The sequence below is a fragment of the Rhodococcus wratislaviensis genome, from assembly GCF_900455735.1.
In the GTDB taxonomy this organism is placed as follows: Bacteria; Actinomycetota; Actinomycetes; order Mycobacteriales; family Mycobacteriaceae; genus Rhodococcus_F; species Rhodococcus_F wratislaviensis.
Genome location: NZ_UAUI01000010.1, coordinates 1 through 25,519 on the forward strand (window position 1 = coordinate 1; position 25,519 = coordinate 25,519).

Here is a 25,519-nt window from a genome sequence, read left to right on the forward strand (position 1 = left end):
TCCATCCACGCCACCATCAGGACGTCGCCCGTCGACCGCTCCTGCGCGACGGCACTGAACAGTCCCGCCTCGTTGCGCTTGAGGCGGGACGCGATGGCGGGGTCGAGACTCATCGGACGGTGATCCCTTCTTCACGCATGGACTTCTTCACGTCGCCGATCGTCATGTCGCCGAAGTGGAAGACACTGGCTGCCAGGACGGCGTCCGCGCCGGCGCCGACCGCGGGCGCGAAGTGCTCGACGGCGCCCGCTCCCCCGCTGGCGATCACCGGCACGTGCACGGCGGCGCGCACCGCCCGGATCATCGGCAGGTCGAAACCGGCCTTCGTGCCGTCCGCGTCCATCGAGTTGAGCAGGATCTCCCCGACGCCCAGTTCGGCGCCGCGGACCGCCCACTCCACCGCGTCGATACCGGTGCCACGCTTGCCGCCGTGAGTCGTGACCTCCCACCCCGACGGGGTGTCCGGCTGCCCCTGCGGCACGGTGCGCGCATCGACCGACAGCACGATGCACTGGGAGCCGAAGCGTTCGCTGAGTTCGCGGAGCAACTCGGGCCGGGCGATCGCCGCGGTGTTGACGCTCACCTTGTCGGCGCCGGCGCGCAGCAACCGGTCGACGTCCTCGACGGTGCGGACACCGCCGCCGACCGTGAGCGGGATGAAGACCTGCTCCGCCGTCCGGCTCACCACGTCGAGCATGGTGCCCCGGTCCGCGGTGGACGCGGTGACGTCGAGGAACGTGAGCTCGTCGGCTCCCTGGGCGTCGTATGCGGCAGCCAGCTCGACGGGGTCACCCGCGTCCCGCAGGTTCTCGAAGTTGACGCCCTTGACGACGCGTCCCGCATCGACGTCCAGACACGGGATCACTCGAACCGCCAGAGTCATTGCGTACGCCCTCCTGAAGGCTCGGAACGAGGATCACCCAGTGATCCGAGGATATCGAGAATTTCGCCGTGCACCCCGGGCGCCCCGGCGAGCACCGAGTCGGACGTCACGGTCCAGGGCTTGCCGCCCAGATCCGTCACCACACCGCCCGCGGCGCGTACCAGCGCGACACCGGCGGCGTTGTCCCACGCATTGTGGCCGAACACCACCGCGCCACCGAGTATTCCGGCCGCGGTGAACGCGAGGTCGACGCCGGTGGACCCGTGGATCCGGATCCGCGAGGACACCCGGCTGAGCTGCGCGAGGACCTGCAGCCGGTACGCGCCGGGGATGCGCCCGCGACTGTCGATGTTCAGTGCGCCCAGGCCCACGATCGACGACGCCAGCGAAGTGCGACCGAGCGCAGGCAGCGGCTTGCCGCCTTCGAGCAGCGGGCCGTCCGCGACGGCCGCATACCGCCGCCCGACGAGCGGCAGCCACGTGAGACCGAGAACGGGGACCCCGTCGTCGAGGAGCGCGAGCAGCGTGCCCGCCGTGGGCAGGCCGGCCGAGTAGTTGAACGTGCCGTCGATGGGGTCGAGCACCCAGACGGGTCCGCTGCCCAGATCGGGGCCGCCGAACTCCTCGCCGTGGACGTCGATGCCGGTGCGGTCGCGCAATTCGCCGGTCAGCCGCTTCTCGAGTTCGAGGTCGACGGCGGTCGCGAAGTCGTCGGGACCCTTGTGGACGGCGCTGGGCGCACCCACGCCCGAGACGAACCGGTCGTGCACTCCGTCGAGCAGATCACTGGCGACGGCGAGGAGCTCCCGGGGATCACGGGACAGGGGCATGGCGGGAACTCAGCCCGAGACCGCGGCGAGCGCCTCGGGGAGGGTGAACCGCCCCGCGTACAGCGCCTTGCCGACGATGGATCCCTCGACCCCCTGATCGACGAGTGCGGCGATCGCCCGGAGGTCGTCGATGGTGGACACGCCGCCCGAGGCCACGACGGGGGCGTCGGTGGCCGCGCAGACCTGCGCGAGGAGTTCGAGATTGGGGCCGGTCAGGGTGCCGTCCTTGCTCACGTCGGTGACGACGTACCGTGAGCAGCCGTCCTTGTCGAGCCGGGCGAGGGTCTCCCACAGGCTTCCGCCCTCGGTGACCCAGCCGCGCCCGCGGAGCTGGTATTCACCGTCGACGAGGCGCACGTCGAGACCGACGGCGATCTTCTCGCCGTACTTGGCGATGGCGCGGGCACACCACTCGGGATTCTCGATGGCGGCGGTACCGAGGTTGACGCGTCCGCAGCCCGTGGCCAGTGCGGCCTCGAGCGACGCGTCGTCGCGGATCCCACCGGACAGTTCCACCTGGACGTCGAGCTCGCCCACCACGTCGGCGAGGAGTTCACGGTTCGAGCCGCGACCGAATGCGGCGTCGAGGTCGACGATGTGGACCCACTCGGCGCCGTCGTTCTGCCATGCGAGGGCGGCATCACGAGGCGAGCCGTATCCGGTCTCGCTTCCCGCCTCCCCCTGGACGAGGCGAACAGCTTCACCGTTGACGACATCTACAGCAGGCAAAAGGACCAGGCTCACGTGCGACAACCCTAGTCGCTCAGCGGTCGGAACCCGGCTCCGGGTCCTCGGGATCGGGACCGTAGGCGTTGCGGGTCATGCGTTTCGACACGTAGCCCATGGCCGCGATCGCGCCTGCGACACCGAGCAGTCCGACGATCAGCCCGAGGACGGGGCCCGGTTTCACCACCAGAATGATCCCGGTGGCGAGTACCAGCACCGCCGTGGCGGCGCCCATCGCGTACACCGCGAGCCTGGCGATCGACAGGTCGCCGCGCCCGTCCCCGGGTTCGGTCACAGACTGTTGACCCAGTTCCGGAGCAGCTCCGCGCCCGCGTCGCCCGACTTCTCGGGGTGGAACTGGGTGGCAGACAGCGCGCCGTTCTCGACGGCGGCGAGGAACTTGCCGCCGTGGTCGGCCCACGTGAGCAGCGGAGGCGCGAGCCGCTCGGACGGCGGCATGTCCCAGGTCTGGGCCGCGTACGAGTGGACGAAGTAGAACCGGGTGCCGGGATCGATGCCCGCGAACAGCGTGCTGCCCGCCGGAGCCTCGACGGTGTTCCAGCCCATGTGCGGCAGCACCTCGGCCTGGAGCCGTTCGACGGTGCCGGGCCATTCGCCGCAGCCTTCCGCCTCGACGCCGAACTCGACTCCGCGGTCGAAGAGGATCTGCATGCCGACGCAGATCCCGAGGACCGGTCGTCCGCCGGCCAGACGCTGACCGATGATCCGCTCGCCTCGGACGGCGCGGAGTCCCTCCATGCACGCGGCAAAGGCTCCGACGCCGGGAACGACCAGACCGTCGGCCGCGAGTGCGACCTTGTGATCGGATGTGACCTCGACGCGCGCGCCGGTCCGGGCCAGAGCGCGGGTGGCCGAATGCAGGTTGCCGGAGCCGTAGTCGAGGACGGCAATCGTGGAGACGGTCATGACACAACCTTATCCGGCGGCTGCACGACGCCCGAGGGCGCGGCCGACGACCATCCCGGCGGCCGGGACCACCGCGACCGCGGTCGCCGCGACCGCGAACACCCAGGAGTACCCGGCCGCCGACGCGACGGCTCCGAGCGCGAGGGAACCGAAACCGGTTCCGGCGTCGAACCCGATGTTCCATCCGGCGCTCGCCGAGCCGAATCGGGTTGGTCCCGCGGCGGTGAAGATCATGACGAGGGATTCGTTCTGCACCGCGCCGAAGCCGAATCCGAAAGCCAGGGCCGCACCCACCAGCAGCGGCACCGGCGCACTCGTCGCCGCGGCGACGGCGAACAACACCAGGCCGAGGCACACGAACGCCAGGGCGGGAACCAGGGCGCGACCCACGCCCAGCCGGTCGGAGAACGTTCCGGCGGCGTATCGCCCGATCAGCGTCGCACCGCTCGAGACGGCGAGGATCACCCCGGCGAGCGAGGCCCGTTCCGAGATCGCGATCGGCAGCAGGCTGGAGAGGCCGCCGAATGCGGCTGCGGAGATCGCGATCGCGAGCCACGGCGTGAGTAGGACGGCGAGCGGGATGCGGCCCTGCGACGTGCGGTCCGCGGGAGCGTGGATCGCGGGGAGCCGCGTGATCGCAAGCACCGCGAGGGCGGGAATGAGGGCACCGATCACGAAGACGGGGGTCGCGGACCAGTGCTGCATGATCGCGAGCCCCGCGGGCAGACCGACCATCTGCGCGGCGGCCACCGCGATTCCCTGCGCACCCGTCGCCCGGCCGAGCATCTCGCGGGGAACGAGTTCGGCGACCAGCGCACTACTGGCGACGGTGAGCATGCCGAATCCCGATCCCCGGACGGCCGACACGGCCAGCACCGGGATCGCCTCGGTCGACAGGAGGAGGAGCAGCGACGGCGGCCCGAGCAGCATGCAGCCGGCGGCGAGCACCCAGCGATGCCCCCACCTGCGCAGGAGCCGGGGCACACCGAGTTGGGTGACGACGGTCGCGGCCATGAACACGGCCGTCACGCTGCCGGCGAGCGTGTCCGAGCCACCGGACAGGGAGACGATCAGCGGCACCACGGGCAGCAGCACCGCCCAGCCGCCGAACGCCGCCGCGCCCATCACCATCGCGGCGGGCATGCCGCGGGTGCGGAGCAGGCCGCGGCGCGGCTCCACAGCGACGGGCACTACATCAACCTGAGAACGCCTGCCACGGCTGCCAGCACCGCCAGTGCCAGCAGCACGCCCGAGGCCAGTTTGTTGAACTTCCACATGGAGTACGCGCCGCCCGCCGCGATCCCCGCGGCGATGAACAGGACGTAGACGAGGACGACACTCACGAATGCGCCCGGATCACAGGCTGCCCTTGGTGGACGGCACACCCGTGACGCGGGGATCCGGTTCGACGGCCTCGCGCAGTGCCCGGGCGACGGCCTTGAACTCGGCCTCGGTGATGTGGTGCTGATCGCGCCCGTAGAGGACGCGCACGTGCAGGGCGATGCGCGCGTTGAGCGCGATCGACTCGAACACGTGCCGGTTGATCACCGTCGCGTACGGCACGCCCGGGTAGCCGCCGATGACGGCGTGCAGCAGGTGTTCCGGTTCGCCGGTGTGAACGCAGTACGGGCGCCCGGACACGTCGACCGACGCGTGGGCGAGCGTCTCGTCCATGGGGATGAACGCGTCACCGAACCGGCGGATGCCCTTCTTGTCGCCGAGCGCCTGACCGAGCGCCTGACCGAGCACGATCGACGTGTCCTCCACCGTGTGGTGCGCCTCGATCTCGATGTCGCCCTTCGCGTGGACGGTGAGGTCGAAACTCGCGTGGGAGCCGAGCGCGGTCAGCATGTGATCGAAGAACGGGACCCCGGTGGAGACGTCGACGATGCCGGTGCCGTCGAGGTTCAGTTCGACGGTGATGCTGGATTCCTTGGTGGTGCGCTCCACGCGGGCGATGCGGTCGGTCATCCTCGGTCTCCTGAGCTGGTGAGTTCGGTGGCGGCGATGTCGTCGCTCGCCACGATGAAGGCGTCGTTCTCGGAGGCCAGCCCGACGGTGGCGCGCAGGTAGCCGGGGATCCCGACGTCCCGGATGAGCACTCCGCGGTCGAGGTAGGCCTGCCAGGCGCGGGCACTGTCGGTGAACTCACCGAACAGGATGAAGTTCGCGTCGCTGGGGATGACGCGGAAACCCGTGTCAGCCAACGCCTTCGACACCCGCACCCGCTCGGCGGCGAGAGCGTGCACGCTGGCGAGCGTCTCGTTCGCGTGCCGCAGCGCCGCGCGGGCAGCGGCCTGCGTGACCACCGACAGGTGGTACGGCAGCCGGACCAGGAGCAGCGCCTCGATGAATGCCGGTGCGGCCGCCAGGTATCCGAGCCGGCCGCCGGCGAACGCGAACGCCTTGCTCATCGTCCGCGACACCACCAGCTTCGACGGGTATTCGTCGATCAACGTCAGGGCGCTCGGCGCGTCGGAGAATTCGGCGTACGCCTCGTCGACGATCACGATGCCCGGTGCGGCGTCGAGGACCCGCCGCAGTTCCGCGATGCCGACGCTGTGCCCGGTCGGGTTGTTGGGGCTGGTGACGAACACGACGTCGGGCCTGCGCTCGGCGATCGCCGCGGTCGCGGCGTCCACGTCGAGCGCGAAGTCGGCACGCCGGAAGATCGGCAGCCACTCGGTTTCGGTGCCGTCCGCGATGATCGGGTGCATCGAGTACGACGGCACGAAGCCCATCGCACTGCGACCGGGACCGCCGAACGCCTGCAGCAGCTGCTGCAGGATCTCGTTGGAGCCGTTGGCCGCCCACACGTTGTCGACCGTCACCGGCACCCCCGTCTGGCGGACGAGGTAGGCGGCGAGGTCGGTGCGCAGCGCCACCGCGTCACGGTCCGGGTAACGGTGCAGTTCCCGCGCGGCCTCCCGCACGGATTCCGCGACGTCGTCGACGAGCGCCTTCGTGGGCGGGTGCGGGTTCTCGTTGGTGTTCAGCTGAACCGGGACGGTCAGCTGCGGCGCCCCGTACGCCGATTTGCCGCGCAGATTCTCCCGGATCGGCAGGGCATCCACCCCGATCGACGAGCCCGGCACGTTCGCCGCGGTCACCGCAGCGCCTCGAACCGCAGCCTCACGGCCTCACCGTGTGCGGGCAGGTCCTCGGCGTTCGCGAGGGTGATGACGTGGCCGGAGACCTCCTTCAGCGCGGATTCGGAGTAGTCGACCACATGGATGCCGCGCAGGAACGTCTGCACGCTCAGCCCCGAGGAGTGCCGGGCGCAACCCGCCGTGGGCAGGACGTGGTTGGACCCTGCGCAGTAGTCGCCGAGGCTGACCGGCGCCCACGGGCCGACGAACACCGCGCCCGCACTGGTCACCTTCGCGGCGACGGCGGTGGCGTTCTCGGTCTGGATCTCGAGGTGCTCGGCGGCATACGCGTTGACCACCCGCAGTCCGGCTTCGACGTCGGAGACGAGGACGGTGCCCGACTGCGTGCCGGACAGCGCGGCGGTGACGCGCTCCTTGTGCTTGGTGATCTCGAGCTGCGCGGCCAGCGCCGTGTCGACGGCGTCGGCGAGTTCGACGCTGGACGTGACGAGCACGCTCGCGGCCATCACGTCGTGCTCGGCCTGGCTGATCATGTCCGCCGCGACGTGCACCGGGTCGGCCGTGTGGTCGGCGAGGATCGCGATCTCGGTGGGGCCCGCCTCGGCGTCGATGCCGACGAGGCCGCGGCAGAGGCGCTTGGCGGCGGTGACGTAGATGTTGCCGGGGCCGGTGATGAGGTCGACCGGGGCGAGTTCGGCGCCATTCGTGTCGGTGCCGCCGTAGGTGAGGAGGGCGACGGCCTGACCGCCGCCGACTGCCCACACCTCCTCGACGCCCAGCAGGGCCGCTGCGGCGAGGATCGTCGGGTGCGGCAGACCACCGAACTCGGACTGCGGCGGCGACGCCACCACGAGCGACCGGACACCGGCGGCCTGAGCGGGCACCACGTTCATCACGACGCTGGACGGGTAGACGGCGTTGCCGCCGGGAACGTACAGCCCGACGCGGTCGACGGGCACCCACCGTTCGGTGACGGTGCCGCCCGGGACGACCTCGGTGGTGGTGTCGGTGCGGCGCTGGTCGGCGTGGACCTTGCGGGTCCGTTCGATCGCGACCTCGAGGGCGGCGCGGACGGCCGCATCGAGTTCGCCGAGCGCGCGGTCCAACTCGGACTGCGGCACCCGCACCTGCGCGGGACGGACGCCGTCGAACTTCTCGCTGAATTCGAGCGCCGCGTCGGCGCCGCGCTCACGGACCGCCTCCACGACGGGGCGAACCTGATGCAGGACCGCGTCCACATCCACTCCACCTCGAGGAAGTGCGGCGCGAAGTTCGGCCGTGGAAGGGGTACGACCACAAAGGTCGGTGCGGGCGAGCATGAGAGGTCCTCTCTGCGACTGTCGGGACACGGTGTCTCGGACGAGCGGCCCGTTCTGTGGAGAACAGGGCTCGACACCGATTATCCAGGATAGGCGCACCCCGTTTTCACCGGTCGGCGGCCGACCGGGTTTCCGTCGACGCGAGTGTCGGCTCGTCCCACACCGGGGCGGGCTGGATCAGCGAGTGGATGAACCGCATCTTCTCCAGCACCGCGGCGGGAAGCACGAACGGATACAGGTCGTGGTGGCCCATCGACCTGTTCATCTGGTTCAGCGCCCACGACAGCGGCAGCCACCAGTCGATGATCTGGTCGAACCCCACGTCACCACTGAGTTCGCTGCTCGTCGTCGCTCCGGCGGGCGCCATCGCGAAGGCTGCCGCGGTGTCGAGGGCGTCGCGGATGTGGAGGTAGTGCGCGAAGGTCTCCGCCCAGTCCTCGGCGGGGTGCATCGTGGCGTAGGACGACACGTAGAGCCGGCCCCAGCCCTTCGGCGCGCCCTCGCTGTAGTGACGTGTCAACGCGGCCTGGTAGTCGAGGGCCGGATCCCCGAACAGTTCCTCGAATCGGGCACGCTCGGCGTCGCCCCGGATCAGCATCAACTGGTAGTAGTGCCCGATCTCGTGCCGGAAATGGCCGACGAGCGTGCGATAGGGCTCGTCCATCTCGACGCGCAGCTGCTCCCGGTGCACGTCGTCGCCCTCGGCCAGGTCGAGGGTGATCACCCCGCCGGCGTGCCCGGTCACCACCGGGGTCCGCGCGCTCGACAGCAGGTCGAAGGCCAGCCCGGTGCCCGGGTCCTCGAACTTGGGGACGATCGGGAGACCGAGCTCGTCGAGTTCGAGAACGACCCGCCTCTTGTTGGTCTCGGCGGTCGCGAACGCGGCCATGCCCTCGTCGTCGCCGTCCGCGGGACGCGTCCGCGTCAACCGGCACGACGTGCACAGGTTCTGGACGTCGTCTTTCCGGACGAGCCAGTTGCACTTCGCCGCGGCGGCATTCGCGCACCGCACCCAGGTCTCGCCGTCCACCACCGCGCGGTCCGGGCCGTCGAGGACGACGATGGACCGGCTCGGCAGGTGGAATCCCAGAGCGCTGTCACATTTCAGGCAGAGACTGTTCTCGAACGACAGTCGTTGGCCGCATTTACGACACATGAAGCTGCGCACTGGTGTTCCCTCGGCTCGTCCCGCCCGCGTCCGAGAACGCAGGCGGGTGCCACGCTGGTGTGCGCGTCTCCTCGGAGGGTACCGCCGAGGAGACGCGGGGAACCGGACGGCCTAGAGGCGGGTGGAGTGCAGGAACCTCCTCGCCAGGTTCTCCTCGGTGGACGCGCCGGGGGTCCACTCGGTGATCCACGGACCGGTGCCGTCACTGGGGTCGACCACGCCACGCTCCAGCCACGCATACCGCCCCTCGAGGATCGAGTGCGCGACCTGCTTGTCCACGTCGTCGGTGTTGTGCCACAGACCGTCGAACAGCTTCTCGACGCGCAGGGCCGCCTGCCTGCAGAACACGTCGGCGAGTTCGTAGGCGGCCGCGCCCTCGGCCTCGTTCTCCTCGCGCTGCATCTCCGCCTTGACACACGTCGCGGACATCGCGAACAGTTCGGCGCCGATGTCCACGACCCGGCCGAGGAAGCCCTGCTGCTTCTCCAGCGCCGCCTGCCACCGGGCCATCCCGTAGAACGTGGAGCGGGCCAGCTTGCGGGAGTGCCGTTCGACGAACCGCAGGTGCTTGGCCAGGACGCCGAATTCGCTGTACGACGTCGGCACCTGCCCCTTGCCTGCCACGAGTTGCGGCAGCCACTTCGCGTAGAAACCGCTCGCCTTGGCGGCCGCGCGCGCCTTCGCACCGGTGTCGGCGTGCGGGTCCGCGAGATCGCCCGCCGCCGTGAGGTGCGCGTCCACGGCCTCGCGGGCGACGAGCAGGCGCATGATCTCGCTCGAACCCTCGAAAATCCGGTTGATGCGCAGGTCGCGGTCCAGCTGCTCCACCGGCACCGCGCGTTCACCGCGGGCGGCCAGCGACGCCGCCGTCTCGTATCCGCGACCGCCGCGGACCTGGATCAGCTCGTCCGAGATGACGCAGGCCATCTCGGACGACCACAGCTTGGCGAGCGCGGCCTCGATCCGGATGTCGTTGCGGCCCTCGTCGTTCATCTGCGCCGACAGGTCCACCACCGCCTCGAGGGCATAGGTGGTCGCGGCCATGAACGACAGCTTGTTGGCGACGGCCGTGTGCTCGGCGATGGGCTTGCCCCACTGGACGCGTACCCCGGACCATTCGCGGGCGATCTTCAGCGACCACTTCCCCGCCCCGGCGCACATCGCCGGGATCGCCAGCCTGCCGGCGTTGAGGGTGGTGAGCGCGATCTTGAGTCCGTCGCCCTCCCGGCCGATCAGGTTCTCGCGGGGAACGCGGACCTTGTACATGCGGGTGACGCCGTTCTCGATCCCCCGCAGCCCCATGAACGCGTTGCGCCGTTCGACGGTGATGCCCGGGGTGTCGGCCTCGACGACGAACGCGGAGATGCCGCCGCGGTGGCCTTCGCTCTTGGGTACCCGAGCCATGACGACGAGCAGTTCCGCGACGACGCCGTTGGTCGTCCACAGCTTCACGCCGTCCAGTTCGTAGGCGGCACCGCCCTCGATGGGGGTCGCGGAGGACGCCAGCCGCGCGGGGTCGGAACCGACGTCGGGTTCGGTGAGGAGAAACGCCGATATGGCGCCGCGGGCACAGCGCGGCAGGAATTCCCGCTTCTGCTCGGGGGTGCCGGCCAGCTTGAGCGGTTCGGGGACGCCGATCGACTGGTGAGCCGACAGCAGCGCGCCCAGGCTCGGATGCACCGACGCGACGAGCATCAAGGCCCGGTTGTACGCGACCTGCGAGAGTCCCAGGCCGCCGTACTCCTCCGAGATCTTCAGGCCGAAGCAGCCGAGGTCGGCGAGGCCGCGGACGTATTCGTCGGGAATGCGCGACTGGGATTCGATGACGCTGCCGTCCATCTCCTCGCAGTAGGCGCGGAGGCGAATGAGGAATTCCTCGGCCTTGGCGGCGTCCTCGGTAGCCGGGCGGGGGAAGGGATGAACCAGATCCAGCCGGAACCGTCCCAGAAACAGTTCTTTCGCGAACGAGGGTTTGTCCCAGCCGGATTCCCTCGCCTCCTCCGCGACCGCTCGTGCTTCTTCCTCGGTGACCTTCGGAGCTGAGGTGTCGACCATGACGCGCCTCCTACTGGCGGGTAGTCCTACTCACCAGTATCACCCAATCGGCGCACTCGGGACAGCGTTTCCGCTACTCTTCGGCCGATGCGGACTCCCTCGCGACTCCTGGGCGCCGGCGCGGTCCTCCTCTGCTTGCTGGCGCCCGCCACCGGCGCGCAGGCCGCCCCACTCCCCGACGACTTCCTGTGGGGTGTGGCGACGTCCGGCTTCCAATCGGAGGGCTCCTCGCCCGACAGCAACTGGCGGCGGTATTCCGACTCCGGACGGACCCACGACGCGATCGGCAACTCCGTCGACTTCCGTCACCGGTACACCGAGGACATCACCCGCGCCGCGGACCTGGGTGTCGACGTCTTCCGGTTCGGCGTCGAATGGGCCCGCCTGCAGCCCGCCCCGGGCGTGTGGGACGAGACGGAGCTGCGGTACTACGACGACGTCGTCCACGAGATCACCAGCCGCGGGATGACCCCGATGATCACGCTCGACCACTGGGTGTATCCGGGGTGGGTCGCCGATCAGGGTGGCTGGGCCAACCCGGACACCGTCGACGACTGGCTCGCGAACGCGCAGAAGGTGATCGAACGCTACTCGGGTCTCGGCGCGCTCTGGATCACGATCAACGAGCCGACCGTGTACGTGCAGAAGGAGCTGACGTTCGGCGGCATCGGCCCCGACCGGGCCCCGCAGATGCTCGACCGGCTCGTCGAGGTCCACCGCCGCGCCTACGATCTCATCCACGAGAACGATCCGGGCGCCCGGGTGAGCAGCAACCTCGCGTACGTCCCGGCCGCCATGGACGCGCTCGACGCCACCTTCGTCGACCGGGTCCGCGACAAGCTCGACTTCCTCGGCGTCGACTACTACTACGGCCTCTCCCTCGACAACCTCACCGCAGTACACGCGATCACCGACGACTTCTACGACATCAACCCCCAGCCGGACGGCATCTACCACGCCCTGATGCGGTACACCCGCGAGTTTCCGGGACTGCCGCTGTACGTCGTGGAGAACGGCATGCCCACCGACGACGGGAAACCGCGACCGGACGGCTACACCCGGTCCGATCACCTCCGCGACCACGTCTACTGGATGGAACGGGCGCGGGCGGACGGCGCCCCGGTGATCGGATACAACTACTGGTCGATCACCGACAACTACGAGTGGGGCACGTTCCGTCCCCGGTTCGGTTTGTTCACCGTCGACGCGCTGACCGATCCCGCCCTCACCCGGCGACCGACCGATGCGGTGACCACCTACCGGGACCTCGTCGCGAACGGGCTGCCGCCCGGCTACGAACCCGAACGCCGTGCCGGTGCCTGTTCCCTCGTCAATCCGCCGCTCAGCTGCACCGATCCCCCGTAGCAGGGTGTGCTGCCGCGGCGCGTCGTACCATCACCTGGTGTCGTGGCAGATGTGGTGTGCAGTGCTCGGGGCCTCGTGCGTGATCAGTCTGTCCCCGGGTGCCGGCGCGATCGCGTCGATGGCCACGGGGATGAGGTTCGGGCTGCGGCGCGGCTACTGGAACATCGCGGGTCTCCAGCTGGGGTTGCTGCTGCAGATCGCGGTGGTCGCCGCCGGACTCGGGGCGCTGCTCGCGAACTCGACACTCGCGTTCACGGTGATCAAGTGGTTCGGCGTCGCGTACCTGGTGTATCTGGGCGTCCGCCAGTGGCGGGCGAGCGCGACCGATGTGTCCGGCGTCGACGGCGAGGTCGCCGAGACCAGCGGTCCGGTGATGACGTTGCGCGGCTTCCTGGTCAATGCCAGCAACCCGAAGGCCGTCGTCTTCATGCTGGCCGTGCTGCCGCAGTTCATCACCCCGTCGGCGCCGCTGCTCCCCCAGTACCTGATCATCGCCGCCACCATGGTCGCGGTCGACGTCGTCGTCATGACCGGCTACACCGGTCTGGCGTCGAAGGTCCTGCGGCTGATGCGCTCGCCACGCCAGCAGCGCGCCACCAACCGCACGTTCTCCGGATTGTTCTTCGTGGCGGCCACATTCCTGGCGACAGTCCGCCGCGCCGTCTGACCCGTGAGTACTTGTTAACCGCGGGCGGTTTGTTGAGTCTGGGGACATGTGAGACAGATGATGTCTACCCAGATGTGAGACACGCTGCCGTCGACGAGGTGTGAGGCACCTGACTGGTCGTGAACTTGGTTCATGACCGGAACGGATGCCGTCATGGACCTGCTACACGCCCTGCTGGTGCTCGCCCACGCCACCGGCGCCGACATGTTCGACGGGAACTTCGCCCGCTGGTGCGCCGACCACGGGATCTCCCGCGCCACCGCCTACCGACACAAGAAACGGATCGAGGAGGAGGGCCGGTGGACCACCCGGTCCCGCCGGCCCACCTCCTGCCCACACGCCACCCCACTACCGGTCGAGATCGAAATCGTGCGGCTCCGCCTGAACCTGCCCCACCACGAGCGCGGCGCCGACACCATCGCCTACCACCTGCAGGCCGTCGCCGACAAACACCACTGGGCCGCCGAGGGCTGGACCATCCCGTCCCGGGCCACGATCAACACGATCCTCTCCCGCTACGACCTGGTGATCCCGGAACCGAAGAAACGCCCGAAATCGTCGTACCGCCGGTTCTGCTACCGCAACCCCCGCGACTGCTACCAGATCGACGCCACCCAGGTCCGGTTGGCCACCGGCGAGAAGGTCGTCGTCTTCGAGGTCCTCGACGACTGCACCCGCACCCTGGTCGCCACCCGGGTCGCGGACGCCGAGACCGCCGCCGGGGCGATCGCGGCGATCACCGCCGCGTTCACCGGCTTCGGGATCCCGGCGTTGGTGCTCGCCGACAACGGCAGCGCGTTCACCTCCCGCCGCACCAAGGGCGGCATCTCCGGCTTCACCCGGGTCGTGGAGCAGGCCGGGGCCCGGCTGATCCACTCCACCCCGTATCACCCGCAGACCTGCGGGAAGGTCGAACGCCACCACCGCACCTTCAAGCAATGGTTGGCCGCACGGCCCACCACCGCGGCCACCACCGCCGAACTGCAGCAACTGTGCGAGACCTACCAGCGGTTCTACAACACCGAACGCCCGCACAGCGCCGTCAAGATGCCACCGCTGCAGGCCTGGCGGGATGCGGCGATCCACGGTGGGCCACAGCACCTTCCGATCCAACACGACGCCACCGTGCACGCCCTGGTCGTCTCCTCCACCGGCACCGTGTGCGTCGACTCCCGCGCCCGCCTGAGCGTCGGCCGAAAGATGGCCGGGCAGACCGTCACCCTGCTGCGCGACGACGACCACGTCACCGCCTACACCACCGACGGCGACGTGATCGGCCACCTACACCTCGACCACACCAAGCGCTACCAAGGCAAACTCCGCCCCGCCTAAAATCTGTCTCACATCTACGTAGACAGCACAAACCGCGGGCGGTTGATAAGTACTCACGGGTGGGGTCACATGTCGAGGCCGAGATCCAGCACGGTGACGGAATGGGTGAGCGCACCGACCGCGAGGTAGTCGACTCCGGTGCCGGCGTACTCGGCCGCGACGTCCAGCGTGAGACCACCCGACGACTCCAGCTTGGTGCCGGGGGCGTTCGCGTCACGGCGTTGCACGGCGATCTGCGTCTGCCACAGCGGGAAGTTGTCGAGCAGCACCAGTTCGACGTTCTCGGCCAGCACCTCGTCTAGCTGCTCGAGGCTGTCGACCTCCACCTCGCACTCGATGTCCGGTGCCGCCGCGCGCACGGCCCGCAGCGCCGCCACGACCGAACCGGCAGCCGCGACGTGGTTGTCCTTGATCAGTGCCGCGTCGCCGAGGCCCATGCGGTGATTGACGCCGCCGCCCACCCGGACGGCGTACTTCTGCAGGCCGCGCAGTCCCGGCAGTGTCTTGCGACTGTCGCGGATCTTCGCCACGGTGCCGTCGACCGCGTCCACCCAGGCGGACGTCGCGGTGGCGATGCCGGACAGGTGGCACACCAGGTTGAGCATCGTCCGCTCCGCGGTGAGCAGCCCCTGCGTCGGCGCGGTCACCGTCAGCACGGCCTGGCCGGGCGCGACCCGGGTACCGTCGGCGACCCGGTCGAGAACCTGGTAGCGGCCCGCGCCGATCACTTCGTCGAGCACCAGCAGTCCCACGTCGAGGCCGGCGACGGTCCCGTGCGCACGGGAGACCACGGACGCCTTGGCCACCGCGTCGGCCGGGACCGTGGACGACGACGTCACGTCCGGTCCGTACCGCAGGTCCTCGTCCAGGGCGAGACGCACGAGCGCACGCACCTCGTCCGCGTCCAGACCGTCGGGAAGGACATGGTCGGACATCACCGCACTCCTGTCAGTTGGGGTTCGAGAAGCTCGAGTTCACCGTCGCGCAGGCGAACGTGCGTGCTGCGACGCCACTCGTCGGACGTCTGCGGGTAGTCGCTGCGGGTGTGGCATCCGCGACTTTCGGTCCGCGCAGCTGCCGCGAGTACCAGCGCAGACGCCGTCAGGGTCAGCGCGGCGTCTTCGAGCGCGGTCTCCCCCTCGGGCACCGTGCGCGGTGCACCGGACAGGGCGGCGGCCACCGCCTCGAGGCCGGCACCGTCCCGGACGACGGAGGCGTTGCCGGTCATCAACTGCTGCACCAAGTCCCGCGGTGCGGACGGCAGCGCCCGCCGCTCGGGGTCGGTCGCCTCGACGCGGAGGCCGGCGCGTTCGGCGGCCGCGGCGCCGACCCGCTCGCCGACCACCAGGCCCTCGAGGAGACTGTTGGAGGCCAGCCGGTTCGCTCCGTGCAGCCCGGTCCGGGCCACCTCCCCCGCCGCGTAGAGGCCGGGGACGGCGGTCCGTCCGTCGACGTCGGTGGCCACTCCGCCGCACGAGTAGTGCGCGGCGGGTGCGACCGGGATCAGCTGTTCGCGCGGATCGATTCCGGCTTCCAGGCAGGATGCCGTCACGGTCGGGAACCGCTGCGCGAACCCGGACAGGTGACGCGCGTCGAGGTAGACGTGGTCGTGACCCAGTTCCCGAAGCCTCGACGCGATCGCCCGCGACACGACGTCGCGGGGGGCGAGGTCGCCGCGCGGATGCACGCCGGCGGTCACCGAATCGCCGTTCGCGTCGACGAGAATCGCGCCCTCGCCGCGGACGGCCTCGCTGATCAGCGGGCGCCGTCCGAGACCGCCGGGGGTGAACAGGACGGTCGGGTGGAACTGCACGAACTCGAGATCGGCGACGGCCGCGCCCGCGTCCAGCGCGAGAGCGATGCCGTCCGCGGTGGCTCCGGGCGGGTTGGTACTGCAGGCGTACAGCTGCCCGAGTCCGCCGGTTGCCAGGAGGACGGCCGGTGTGTGGACGACGCCGAGTCCGCGCGGCGAGTCCACGAGCACGCCGGTGACGCCGCGCGCATCGGTGAGCACGCGTACGGCGCAACTGTCGAACAGGACGGGAAGCCCGGCGGCACCCAGGGCGCGCTGCACCTCCGCGCCCGTGGCGTCCCCGCCGGCATGGATGATCCGCCGGGTGCTGTGCCCGCCCTCGCGGGTGCGCGAGACGGCGCCGTCGCGGCCGCGGTCGAACACCGCACCCAGATCGGTCAACGCGGCCACGGCATCACGGCCGCCCGCCACGATCGACCGGACGGTGTCCTCGTCGCACAGACCCACCCCGGCCTCGCAGGTGTCGGCGACGTGTGACTCCACCGAATCGGTGACGGCGTCACCCACCACCGCGATACCGCCCTGCGCGTACTGCGTCGCGGTGTCCGTCGCCCCACCCTTGCTGACGGTGAGCACGGTCAGTCCGCGCAGCGAGGCGGTGCGTGCGGCCGTCAGTCCGGCCACACCACCGCCCACGACCACGAGGTCGGCGTGCTCTTCCCAGGAAATCCCCCGGGCCGGGCTGCTCACTCGCCGCCGCCCGGGTTTCCGATCTCGATCATGCGCTGCACCGACTTGCGGGCACGCTCCGCGGTCGCGAGATCGACGTGAACCTCGTCCTTGCCCTCGAGCAGGCAGCGGAGCAGGGCCGCGGGGGTGATCATCTTCATGTACGGGCACGACGCGCGGTCGTTGACGGCCTGGAAGTCGACCTCCGGCGCCGCCTTGCGCAGCTGGTGCAGCATTCCGACCTCGGTGGCCACGAGAACCTGCTTCGCCCCGGTCGCGCGGGCGGCGTCGAGCATGCCGCCGGTCGAGAGGATCTTCACCTTGTCCTCGGGCACGAACCCTTCGCCGGCCAGGTAGAGGGCCGAGGTGGCGCAGCCGCATTCGGGGTGCACGAACAGTTCGGCACCGGGGTGCGCCTTGGCCTGCGCGGTGAGCTCGTCGCCGTTGATGCCGGCGTGGACGTGGCACTCACCCGCCCAGATCTGCATGTTCTTGCGGCCGGTGACGCGCTTGACGTGGGCGCCGAGGAACTGGTCGGGCAGGAACAGGACCTCACGGTCGGGGTCGATCGACGCGACCACGTCGACGGCGTTGGACGACGTGCAGCAGATGTCCGTCAGCCCCTTCACCTCGGCGGTGGTGTTGACGTACGACACAACGACGGCGTCGGGGAACTCCGCCTTCCACTCACGAAGCTGATCGGCGTTGATCGAGTCGGCGAGCGAGCAGCCGGCGCGCTCGTCCGGGATCAGCACGGTCTTGGCGGGGCTGAGGATCTTCGCGGTCTCGGCCATGAAGTGCACGCCGCAGAACACGATGGTGTCCTCGGGGGCCTCGGCCGCGATGCGCGAGAGTGCCAGGGAGTCGCCGACGTGGTCGGCCACATCCTGGATGGCGGGCAACTGATAGTTGTGCGCAAGGAGGGTCGCTCCCCGCTCACGTGCCAGCCGTTTGATCTCGGCAGCCCACTCTTCGCTCGCCTCGACGCCCGCGTAACCGCCGGGACCGTCCTGAATCTGCGGGTTGGTACCCGCCCACAACGTCGTGGTCGTCATGGCTTGCTCCTTCACCGTGAACTCGGGCGGGCTGGCCCGAATTTCCGCAATCGAGGTTTTCGACTTAGGATCGAAAACATGCCCAATAGTAACACCACGCATGAAGTGCTTACCGCGGTGTTCCAGGTTCGCAACTTCCCCGACCACATCACCGCAGGTCAAAGCGGTGATGCGCGTCACGCCGGTGAGCTCGCCGTGCTGCTGTGGCAACGGGCCCTCGATCCCCAGGCGGGCGCCTGGTCACTGCCCGGCGGATTGCTCCACGAGGACGAGGACCTCACCACGTCCGCGCGACGCCAGCTGGCCGAGAAGGTGGACGTGCAGGAGGTCTCCCACCTCGAGCAGCTGTCGGTGTTCAGCGATCCGCATCGAGTGCCCGGTCCGCGCACCATCGCGTCGACCTTCCTCGGGCTCGTCCCGCTCCCCGCCGATCCGCAGCTGCCGCCGGACACCGCGTGGCATCCGGTGTCCGCGCTGCCCGAGACGGCGTTCGATCACGGCACCGTCGTCCGGCACGCCCGGACCCGCCTCGCGGCCAAGCTCTCCTACACCAACATCGCGTTCGGCTTGGCCCCCGACGAGTTCTCCATGTCGACGCTGCGTGAAATCTACTGCGCCGCACTCGGGTACCAGGTGGATGCGACCAACCTCCAGCGCGTCCTCGGACGACGTGGGGTGCTGACTCCCACCGGGAACACGGCGCCATCGGGCCGCACCGGCGGGCGTCCGGCGGCCCTCTACCGGTTCACCGACTCCACCCTGCGGGTGACGGACGAGTTCGCGGCACTTCGACCACCGAGCTGACTCCGCACGTCGGGCCGCCTCACCCCTGGACGAGACCCCGCCAGAACGTGTCCGATGCGGCGGTGACGACCTCGTCCACGGGCGCGCCGTCGAGCATCCCGCCTGCGGCGAGGGTCGCGATCCCGTGGAACGTCGCGAACGCGACGAGGGCGATGCGCGAGGCGTCCCCGGGTCCGATGTCGCCCGCGGCCTGGGCTTCGGTGACGATCCGGACCGTCAGGTCCATCGAGGCGTGGCCGGCCTCCACCACCTGGGAGGCGGCTCCGGGCGCGTGTTTGTTGCCGTACATCAGGGCCAGCAACTCCCGATGTGCGAGTGCGAAGCTCACGTAGGCACCGGCGAGCGCGGCGAAGCGGGCCCGGGCGTGCGGTTCCGCCTCCTCGACCGCGCGTTCGAGGGCGGCGGTGAGGCGCAGGAAGCCGGACTCCGCGAGTGCGTCGAGCAGCGCCTGACGGTCCCGGAAGTGCTTGCTGGGTGCGGCGTGGCTGACCCCGGCCTCGCGGGCGAGCTGCCGCAGGGAGAGTCCGTCGACGCCGTCCTTCTCGAGCGTGCTCTCGGCGCGCGCGAGCAGCACCCGGCGGAGACTCCCGTGGTGGTAGGGCTGTTCGGCGACGGGCATGCCGCCAGCCTAGCAAGATGTTGTCATTGACTACATAGATGGCACTGACTACATTCGAGGACACCCCACCGCTAGGAGCAGACATGTCCTTCGACGTATCCGGAACCACCGTCCTCATCACCGGCGCCAGCGCGGGCCTCGGTGTCGAATTCGCCCGCCGGTTCGCCGGGCGGGGTGCAGATCTCGTCCTCGTCGCCCGCCGCGCCGACCGGCTCGAACAACTCGCCACCGAACTCCGCGCCGCGCACCACGTGTCGGTCACCGTGCTGCCGTTCGACCTCGCGCTCCCCGGCGCCGGGGAGCGGTTGCGCGGCGAACTCACCGCCCGCGACATCGGCGTCGACTCGCTGATCAACAATGCGGGGTTCGGGACACACGGAGATTTCGCGTCCGCCGACCTGGAGCGCCTCACCTCCGAGATCCAGCTCAACGTCACCACCCTCGTCGAGCTGTCGCACACGTTCCTGCCCGACCTGCTCCGGGGACGCGGCGCACTCGTGAACGTGGCGAGCACCGCCGCGTTCCAGCCGACTCCCGGCATGGCCGTCTACGGGGCGACCAAGGCGTTCGTCCTCAACTTCACGGAGGCGCTGTGGGCCGAGGCGCGGGGCACCGACCTCACCGTGCTCGCCGTCTGCCCGGGCCCCACCCGCACCGAGTTCTTCGACGTCGTCGGTTCCGAGGACGCCGCGGTCGGCCGCATGCAGACCGCGGATCAGGTGGTGTCGACAGCGCTGCGGGCCCTGGACCGGCGCAGCACCCCGCCGAGTGTCATCTCCGGGCTGATGAACTGGGTGTCGTCGGTCAGCACCCGGTTCGCGACGCGCCGCATCGGCGCTCTCGCCAGCGGGCGCCTCCTCGGGGACGTGCGGATGCGGACGTCGGTCACGAGGTAAGGGTCGCGTCGCGCTCTTCCGGCTCGTCGAGTTCGACCGGGGGATCGCTGACGCCGAGATCGTCGTACGGGTTGAGCGCGGCGAGCACCAACGTCACCGCGCAGGCGACGAGGGGCTGGAAGATCAGCACCAGTAAGGTCCCGATTCCCGGCGCGACCGCCACGACGGTGCCTGCGGTCGAGGTGTCGGGGTCGGGGAACCGCAGCGCGGCCACGCCGATTCCACCGAGCGCCATCACCCCGGCCCCGACCACACTGCCCCCGAGGACGGCGCCCAGCGCCACCGGGCCGCGACTTGTCCGCGCCGTCCACGCCGCGACCGCGGTGAGGATGCCGACCACCATGCCCGCACACGCGAACATCCCGATCGCGTCGAACCGGTGCACGCTCTCCCCCGTCAGCGACACCCCGCGGTCGGGGGCGACCACCAGCAGGTGCTCGGGCGGCGCGAGGACCCCCCACAACACCCCGGCGAGCGCGCTCGCCACCACCGTCCCGCAGAAGATTCCGGCGGCAGATCGAAGCCTGAAGCGCGGGAGCGTGGTCACGCGTCCGACGCTACCGCCGTCCGCCGCAGATCGAGTCGAACACACCGTGGCGGGAACATTTCGCCCACCAGCCGTCCGGGCTGATCTGCACCACCATCCGGCGGCCGCACGCCTCACAGAAGCGGGGCGGTTCGAGTCCGAGCTGTGCGGCGGTGGGGACGGTGTCGTCCACCCCGGCCACCACGCGGCGGCCGGTGTACGGGTTGTAGCGCTCCCCGGGGCTGTCGCCCACCGTGGTCTCCGCCATGATCGTCACAGGGTGTCGTTGAGGGCTTTGATCGGCATCTGCAGATCGACGAGCAGGTCGAGATCCTGCTCGGCCGGGCGGCCGAGGGTCGTCAGGTAGTTGCCGACGATGACGGCGTTGATGCCGCCGAGGATGCCCTGTTTGGCCCCGAGGTCACCGAGCGTGATCTCGCGACCGCCCGCGAAGCGGAGGATGGTGCGGGGCAGCGCGAGGCGGAACGCGGCCACCGACTTGAGGGCCTCGCTCGCGGGCAGGACCTCGAGGTCGCCGAACGGGGTTCCGGGGCGCGGGTTGAGGAAGTTCAGCGGCACCTCGTCGGGTTCGAGTTCGGCCAGGTTGGCCGCGAACTCGGCGCGCTGCTCGAGGCTCTCACCCATGCCGAGGATGCCGCCGCAGCACACCTCCATGCCCGCTTCGCGGACCATGCGGAGGGTGTTCCAGCGCTCGTCCCACGTGTGTGTGGTGACGACGTTCGGGAAGTGGGACTTCGACGTCTCCAGGTTGTGGTTGTAGCGGTGCACACCCATCGCGGCGAGTTGGTCGACCTGCTCCTGGGTGAGCATGCCCAGCGAGCAGGCGATCTGGATGTCGACCTCGTTGCGGATCGCCTCGATGCCGGCAGCGACCTGGGCGAGCAGCCGCTCGTCGGGGCCGCGGACGGCGGCGACGATGCAGAATTCGCTGGCGCCGGACTTGGCGGTCTGCTTCGCGGCCTCGACGAGCGACGGGATGTCGAGCCACGCCGCGCGCACCGGCGACTGGAACAGGCCGGACTGCGAGCAGAAGTGGCAGTCCTCGGGGCAGCCACCGGTCTTGAGGCTGATGATGCCCTCGACCTCGACCTCGGGACCGCACCACTTCATGCGCACGTCGTGCGCGACGGCGAGCAGTTCCTCGAGCCGGTCGTCGGGGAGTTGCAGGACCTCGAGCACCTGGCTCTCGTTCAGCGCCTCACCGCGCTCGAGAACCTGCTCACGCGCGAGGGCGAGGATGTCTGTCTGTACCGGGGCCGATGTCACACGTATCTCCTGGAAAACGGGCCGATCACGTGTCGTGGATCGACGGAACCGCAAAATTGAACACCGTACAAGTTGAACGGTGTTCACGTTAGATCCGTGGTGGAATACTGTCAAAGCCGAAGCCGGCTTTCCGACGAGATTGGGAGATCACACAGTGCAATTGCGACGCGGCGACGTACTCGACGGCGCAATGGCCATCCTCGACGAGTTCGGCCTCGCCGACCTCACGATGCGCAGGCTCGCGACCGCTCTCGGCGTGCAGCCGGGCGCCCTGTACTGGCATTTCCCCAACAAGCAGACCCTGCTCGGCGCGCTCGCCGACAAGATCCTCGAAGACGTCGACGCCCCGGTCACGGCCCCCGGCTGGGACGCCGAATTCACCGAACTCGCCCACCGACTCCGCACCGCGCTACTCGCCCATCGCGACGGCGCCGAACTGGTCTCGGCCACGTACGCGTCCCGCATGACCAACTCCCGGGTCCGGGAGAGCTTCGCCGCCGTCGGTCTGCGGTCCGGACTGTCCCGCGAACACGCGGAACTGTCGTCCTACTCGCTGCTGTACTACGTCCTCGGCCACACGGTCGACGAGCAGTCGCGGGCGCAGATGGAGTCGGCAGGCGCCCTCACCCGGGCCGCCCTCTCCCCCGATGCGCCGCAGTCGCCGATCGCGGCGTACGACGAGGACCTCCTCGACGGCGATCCTGCTGTCCGGTTCGACTTCGGCCTGTCGCTGTTCGTCGACGGAATTCGCGCACGCCTGAAAGACTCCGCCCACCGCCCCTGAGCGCGCACAATTGAGTCGACGCCGCGTCGGCCACTCGAGGACCGCGCGGCGCCTCCGACGGCCCAGGGACGGACGCGATGACGTCTTCGCTCGGCCGCCGCACCGGAATGGTTCTCGCGGCGGCCCTCGCACTGTCGCTCCTCGGCGCGCCCACCCCGGCGGCAGCACAGACTGCGGGCGGCGATCCGGGTGCCGTCGTCGTCGCGACACCGGTGGCGCCGGACGCGCGACCACCGGGCGTCGCCGACGCCACGTACGTCACCTACTGGACGACGGGGCCGATGAACGAACCCGCGCTCAGCACCGGCGCGGTCCTGCTACCCCCCGGTGCGGCGCCGCCCGGCGGGTGGCCCGTCGTGTCCTGGGCCCACGGAACGGTCGGCATCGCCGACGCGTGCGCGCCCACGGTGACGGGAAAACTCGTCGGACCATACGTCCAGCACTGGCTCGACCAGGGCTACGCCGTCGTCGCAACGGATTATGTCGGCCTCGGCACACCCGGGGTGCACCCGTACCTGGACGGCCCGACGGAGGCGCACAGTGTGATCGACATGGTGCGCGCGGCGCGGACCGTCACGCCGTCCCTGTCGAACCGGTGGGTCGCCCTCGGTCAATCGCAGGGCGGCCATGCCGCTCTCGTCGCCGCGTCGATGGCCACCACGTACGCACCGGATCTCGACTTCCGCGGCACGGTCGCCACCGGCGCCCCGTCCAATCTCGAAAACCTGGCCCCCCTCGTCGGCCCGGGTTTCCCGGAGGTCCCCCTCACCGGGAGCACGGTGTTCGTGGCGTACGCACTCGCCGGACTGCGTGCGTCGCGGCCCGACCTCGACATCGACAGCTACCTCACACCACTCGGCGTCGATGTCCTGAATCGCGTCGAATCGCTCTGCTACGAGGAGGCGGCCCCGCAACTCGACGGCATCTCGATCGGACAGTTGATGTCCCGCCCCCTCGGCGACCCGGCGGTCCTGGCGGCGCTGCGCACCACCCTCGGAGTTCCCGTGCGGGGCTACGACCGGCCGCTGTTCATCGGACAGGGACTGTTCGACGACGTCGTCCCCATCCCCCTCACCTGGAAACTCACGTCCGACCTCGCCGCGAACGGGCAGCAGTTCGTGTTCCGGACGTATCCCACCGGCCATCTCTACACCATGCCCGCGTCCCTGCCCGACACCAGCGCGTTCGTCCGGAGCCTATTCGGATAGTCGCGATCCACTGGTAAGACCACTTGACCTCTTACCTATCGCCGCCTTAGTGTCGTGTCATGATGTTCGAGCCGATCGCGCGGAAATCCGCGTCCACCGAAGTCTTCGACCAGATCACCGCGCGTGTGCTCGGCGGCGACCTCGCCGCCGGCGACGCCCTGCCGAGCGAACGACGACTGGCCGAAGCCTTCGGGGTGTCCCGGCCCGCGGTCCGGGAAGCGATCCAGAAGCTTGCCCAGGCCGGACTCGTCGAGGTCAGGCAAGGCGATGCCACCTCGGTCCGCGACTTCCGGCAGCACGGCGGGCCCGAACTGCTGTCCCAGCTGCTGGTCCGCGACGGCGTACCCGATTGGGCGGTGGTCCGAAGCGTTCTCGAGGCCCGGCGGATGATCGGCGTGCAGGTCGCCCGCCTCGCCGCGGGACGGGCGACCGGCGAGTCGGGTGCCGCCCTCCGCGACGCCGTGGATCACCTCGCCTCGGACAGCGACCCGGTCGCGCAGCAGGTCGGCGCCCTGGCCTTCTGGGAGCGCGTCGTCGACACCGCCGATTCCCTCGCGTTCCGGCTCATCTTCAACAGCCTCCGCAACGCGTACGAACCGACCATGACGGCGATGGCCGCCGTCATGGTCGCAGAAGTCGGCCGCACCGACCTGTATTACCAGCTGGCAGAAGCGATCTCCGCTCACGACGAAGACACCGCGGGCCAGACCGCCACAACACTTCTCGACCTCGGAACGGCGGCCGTCACCGCCGTGATCGACACCCTGCACCACCACGATTCGGAGAAGGACACATGACCACGAACCCTCCCGCTGATCGCCGCCAACGCAGGTCGATCACCCTCCGCGACGCCGCGGACCAGTTCCGCCGCCATCCCTCCCCGTGGATGATCGGCGGCATGCTGGTCGCCGCGGTTGCCGCCCGCCTGGTCGTCGGTGACTGGCAGCTGACCGACGCCGTCCTTCCGCTGGTGATGCTGGCCGTGTTCCCGTTCGCCGAGTGGGTCATCCACGTGTGCATTCTGCACTGGAAGCCCCGAAAGGTTCTGGGCCTGACCGTCGATTCGCTGCTCGCCCGGAAGCATCGCGAGCACCACGTCGATCCCCGCGATGTTCCACTGGTCTTCATCCCGTGGCAGACGCTGACGTGGCTGATCCCGGTTCTCGTCGCCATCTCGCTGCTCGCGTTCCCGCGCACCGGACTCGGACTCACGTTCCTGGTGGTGCTGAGCGTCCTGGGTGTCCTCTACGAATGGACGCACTACCTCATCCACAGCGACTACAAGCCGAACTCCCGCCTGTACCGCGCGATCTGGCGCAACCATCGCCATCACCACTACAAGAACGAGCACTACTGGTTCACCGTCACCACCTCGGGAACCGCCGACCGGATCCTGGGCACCGACCCCGACCCCGAATCGGTCGAGAAGTCGCCCACCGCCCGCAACCTCCACTCGGTGCGCTGACGCGCCCGTGA

At 69.7% G+C, this 25,519-nt stretch carries 28 protein-coding genes and 1 pseudogene; 9 read left to right on the forward strand and 20 right to left on the reverse strand.

What is annotated here, in order from left to right; all coding sequences use genetic code 11:
• The 13 genes and pseudogenes from DTA22_RS13135 to DTA22_RS13190 form a co-directional block, all read right to left on the reverse strand.
• Positions 1–113, reverse strand: a pseudogene (locus DTA22_RS13135) (phosphoribosyl-AMP cyclohydrolase); the annotation flags it as partial.
• Positions 110–883, reverse strand: a complete 774-nt coding sequence (gene hisF, locus DTA22_RS13140) for an imidazole glycerol phosphate synthase subunit HisF (RefSeq protein WP_005247506.1) — start codon at positions 881–883, stop codon at positions 110–112. The pseudogene DTA22_RS13135 and the gene hisF, both read right to left, overlap by 4 nt.
• Positions 880–1,713 carry an inositol monophosphatase family protein gene (locus tag DTA22_RS13145; RefSeq protein ID WP_112299692.1) on the reverse strand — a complete coding sequence of 278 codons (834 nt, stop codon included), beginning with the start codon at positions 1,711–1,713 and terminating at the stop codon, positions 880–882. Before DTA22_RS13145 ends, hisF begins: the two co-directional genes overlap by 4 nt.
• A 9-nt stretch (positions 1,714–1,722) precedes the next feature.
• Positions 1,723–2,457, reverse strand: coding sequence for a bifunctional 1-(5-phosphoribosyl)-5-((5-phosphoribosylamino)methylideneamino)imidazole-4-carboxamide isomerase/phosphoribosylanthranilate isomerase PriA (gene priA / locus DTA22_RS13150; protein WP_112299693.1), 735 nt, complete (start codon positions 2,455–2,457; stop codon positions 1,723–1,725).
• Between the two features lie 19 nt (positions 2,458–2,476).
• Positions 2,477–2,734, reverse strand: a complete 258-nt coding sequence (locus DTA22_RS13155) for a hypothetical protein (RefSeq protein WP_112299694.1) — start codon at positions 2,732–2,734, stop codon at positions 2,477–2,479.
• Positions 2,731–3,366, reverse strand: coding sequence for an imidazole glycerol phosphate synthase subunit HisH (gene hisH / locus DTA22_RS13160; RefSeq protein WP_112299695.1), 636 nt, complete (start codon positions 3,364–3,366; stop codon positions 2,731–2,733). Before hisH ends, DTA22_RS13155 begins: the two co-directional genes overlap by 4 nt.
• A gap of 9 nt (positions 3,367–3,375) precedes the next feature.
• A complete protein-coding gene (locus tag DTA22_RS13165; RefSeq protein WP_112299696.1) occupies positions 3,376–4,557 on the reverse strand; it encodes an MFS transporter in 1,182 nt (393 codons plus the stop codon).
• The gene (locus DTA22_RS36265; RefSeq protein WP_007297398.1) at positions 4,557–4,709 is read right to left on the reverse strand and encodes a hypothetical protein; all 153 of its coding nucleotides are present in this window, start codon (positions 4,707–4,709) and stop codon (positions 4,557–4,559) included. Before DTA22_RS36265 ends, DTA22_RS13165 begins: the two co-directional genes overlap by 1 nt.
• A gap of 13 nt (positions 4,710–4,722) precedes the next feature.
• Positions 4,723–5,337: an imidazoleglycerol-phosphate dehydratase HisB gene (hisB, locus tag DTA22_RS13170; protein ID WP_005247522.1), complete on the reverse strand. Its 615-nt coding sequence runs from the start codon at positions 5,335–5,337 to the stop codon at positions 4,723–4,725.
• On the reverse strand, positions 5,334–6,476 hold the full coding sequence (locus DTA22_RS13175) for a histidinol-phosphate transaminase (protein ID WP_037237486.1): 1,143 nt from the start codon (positions 6,474–6,476) through the stop codon (positions 5,334–5,336). The genes hisB and DTA22_RS13175 overlap by 4 nt, the downstream gene beginning before the upstream one ends.
• Complete coding sequence (gene hisD / locus DTA22_RS13180) at positions 6,473–7,795, reverse strand: histidinol dehydrogenase (protein ID WP_112299697.1); 1,323 nt, start codon at positions 7,793–7,795, stop codon at positions 6,473–6,475. Before hisD ends, DTA22_RS13175 begins: the two co-directional genes overlap by 4 nt.
• Positions 7,796–7,901: 106 nt before the next feature.
• Positions 7,902–8,963, reverse strand: coding sequence for a zinc-binding metallopeptidase family protein (locus DTA22_RS13185; RefSeq protein WP_112299698.1), 1,062 nt, complete (start codon positions 8,961–8,963; stop codon positions 7,902–7,904).
• Positions 8,964–9,074: 111 nt separating this feature from the next.
• Positions 9,075–11,018, reverse strand: coding sequence for an acyl-CoA dehydrogenase family protein (locus DTA22_RS13190; RefSeq protein WP_112299699.1), 1,944 nt, complete (start codon positions 11,016–11,018; stop codon positions 9,075–9,077).
• Between the two features lie 87 nt (positions 11,019–11,105).
• Here DTA22_RS13190 and DTA22_RS13195 point away from each other — a divergent pair, with 87 nt between their 5' ends.
• From DTA22_RS13195 to DTA22_RS13205, 3 genes are all read left to right on the forward strand, one after another.
• Positions 11,106–12,383: a glycoside hydrolase family 1 protein gene (locus DTA22_RS13195; protein WP_112299700.1), complete on the forward strand. Its 1,278-nt coding sequence runs from the start codon at positions 11,106–11,108 to the stop codon at positions 12,381–12,383.
• 37 nt (positions 12,384–12,420) lie between these two features.
• Positions 12,421–13,050, forward strand: coding sequence for a LysE family transporter (locus DTA22_RS13200; RefSeq protein WP_112299756.1), 630 nt, complete (start codon positions 12,421–12,423; stop codon positions 13,048–13,050).
• Positions 13,051–13,182: 132 nt separating this feature from the next.
• Positions 13,183–14,382, forward strand: coding sequence for a DDE-type integrase/transposase/recombinase (locus tag DTA22_RS13205; protein WP_245973472.1), 1,200 nt, complete (start codon positions 13,183–13,185; stop codon positions 14,380–14,382).
• A 65-nt stretch (positions 14,383–14,447) separates the two neighbouring features.
• Here the strand turns inward: DTA22_RS13205 and nadC are convergent, their stop codons facing one another.
• Genes nadC through nadA form a run of 3 tightly spaced genes read right to left on the reverse strand, consistent with a single transcriptional unit; the run spans position 14,448 to position 17,919 of the window.
• A complete protein-coding gene (nadC, locus tag DTA22_RS13210; RefSeq protein WP_112299701.1) occupies positions 14,448–15,317 on the reverse strand; it encodes a carboxylating nicotinate-nucleotide diphosphorylase in 870 nt (289 codons plus the stop codon).
• A complete protein-coding gene (locus tag DTA22_RS13215; protein ID WP_112299702.1) occupies positions 15,317–16,885 on the reverse strand; it encodes an L-aspartate oxidase in 1,569 nt (522 codons plus the stop codon). The genes nadC and DTA22_RS13215 overlap by 1 nt, the downstream gene beginning before the upstream one ends.
• Positions 16,882–17,919: a quinolinate synthase NadA gene (gene nadA / locus DTA22_RS13220; RefSeq protein ID WP_005247541.1), complete on the reverse strand. Its 1,038-nt coding sequence runs from the start codon at positions 17,917–17,919 to the stop codon at positions 16,882–16,884. Before nadA ends, DTA22_RS13215 begins: the two co-directional genes overlap by 4 nt.
• 78 nt (positions 17,920–17,997) lie before the next feature.
• On the opposite strand from nadA, the gene DTA22_RS13225 reads away from it, so the two are divergent.
• Positions 17,998–18,723 (forward strand): NUDIX hydrolase, encoded by a 726-nt coding sequence (locus DTA22_RS13225; RefSeq protein WP_112299703.1) that lies wholly within the window; start codon positions 17,998–18,000, stop codon positions 18,721–18,723.
• A 19-nt stretch (positions 18,724–18,742) separates the two neighbouring features.
• Here the strand turns inward: DTA22_RS13225 and DTA22_RS13230 are convergent, their stop codons facing one another.
• A complete protein-coding gene (locus DTA22_RS13230; protein ID WP_112299704.1) occupies positions 18,743–19,342 on the reverse strand; it encodes a TetR/AcrR family transcriptional regulator in 600 nt (199 codons plus the stop codon).
• Between the two features lie 83 nt (positions 19,343–19,425).
• Here DTA22_RS13230 and DTA22_RS13235 point away from each other — a divergent pair, with 83 nt between their 5' ends.
• Positions 19,426–20,238: an SDR family NAD(P)-dependent oxidoreductase gene (locus DTA22_RS13235; protein ID WP_112299705.1), complete on the forward strand. Its 813-nt coding sequence runs from the start codon at positions 19,426–19,428 to the stop codon at positions 20,236–20,238.
• Here the strand turns inward: DTA22_RS13235 and DTA22_RS13240 are convergent.
• Genes DTA22_RS13240 through bioB form a run of 3 tightly spaced genes read right to left on the reverse strand, consistent with a single transcriptional unit; the run spans position 20,228 to position 22,051 of the window.
• Positions 20,228–20,785 carry a DUF2567 domain-containing protein gene (locus DTA22_RS13240; protein WP_112299706.1) on the reverse strand — a complete coding sequence of 186 codons (558 nt, stop codon included), beginning with the start codon at positions 20,783–20,785 and terminating at the stop codon, positions 20,228–20,230. The genes DTA22_RS13235 and DTA22_RS13240 overlap by 11 nt on opposite strands.
• A gap of 10 nt (positions 20,786–20,795) precedes the next feature.
• The gene (bsaP, locus tag DTA22_RS13245; RefSeq protein ID WP_409372239.1) at positions 20,796–21,041 is read right to left on the reverse strand and encodes a biotin synthase auxiliary protein BsaP; all 246 of its coding nucleotides are present in this window, start codon (positions 21,039–21,041) and stop codon (positions 20,796–20,798) included.
• Positions 21,038–22,051: a biotin synthase BioB gene (gene bioB / locus DTA22_RS13250; protein ID WP_037240763.1), complete on the reverse strand. Its 1,014-nt coding sequence runs from the start codon at positions 22,049–22,051 to the stop codon at positions 21,038–21,040. Before bioB ends, bsaP begins: the two co-directional genes overlap by 4 nt.
• A 154-nt stretch (positions 22,052–22,205) precedes the next feature.
• Between bioB and DTA22_RS13255 the strand changes: the two genes are divergently transcribed.
• The 4 genes from DTA22_RS13255 to DTA22_RS13270 all read left to right on the forward strand — a co-directional run bounded on the left by DTA22_RS13255 (position 22,206) and on the right by DTA22_RS13270 (position 25,508).
• On the forward strand, positions 22,206–22,835 hold the full coding sequence (locus tag DTA22_RS13255; RefSeq protein WP_005260290.1) for a TetR/AcrR family transcriptional regulator C-terminal domain-containing protein: 630 nt from the start codon (positions 22,206–22,208) through the stop codon (positions 22,833–22,835).
• 77 nt (positions 22,836–22,912) lie between these two features.
• A complete protein-coding gene (locus tag DTA22_RS13260; RefSeq protein WP_112299707.1) occupies positions 22,913–24,043 on the forward strand; it encodes a lipase family protein in 1,131 nt (376 codons plus the stop codon).
• 59 nt (positions 24,044–24,102) lie between these two features.
• Entirely contained in the window at positions 24,103–24,840 is a 738-nt protein-coding gene (locus DTA22_RS13265) for a FadR/GntR family transcriptional regulator (protein ID WP_112299708.1), read from the forward strand.
• Positions 24,837–25,508: a sterol desaturase family protein gene (locus DTA22_RS13270; RefSeq protein ID WP_112299709.1), complete on the forward strand. Its 672-nt coding sequence runs from the start codon at positions 24,837–24,839 to the stop codon at positions 25,506–25,508. The genes DTA22_RS13265 and DTA22_RS13270 overlap by 4 nt, the downstream gene beginning before the upstream one ends.
• Positions 25,509–25,519 lie beyond the last annotated feature (11 nt).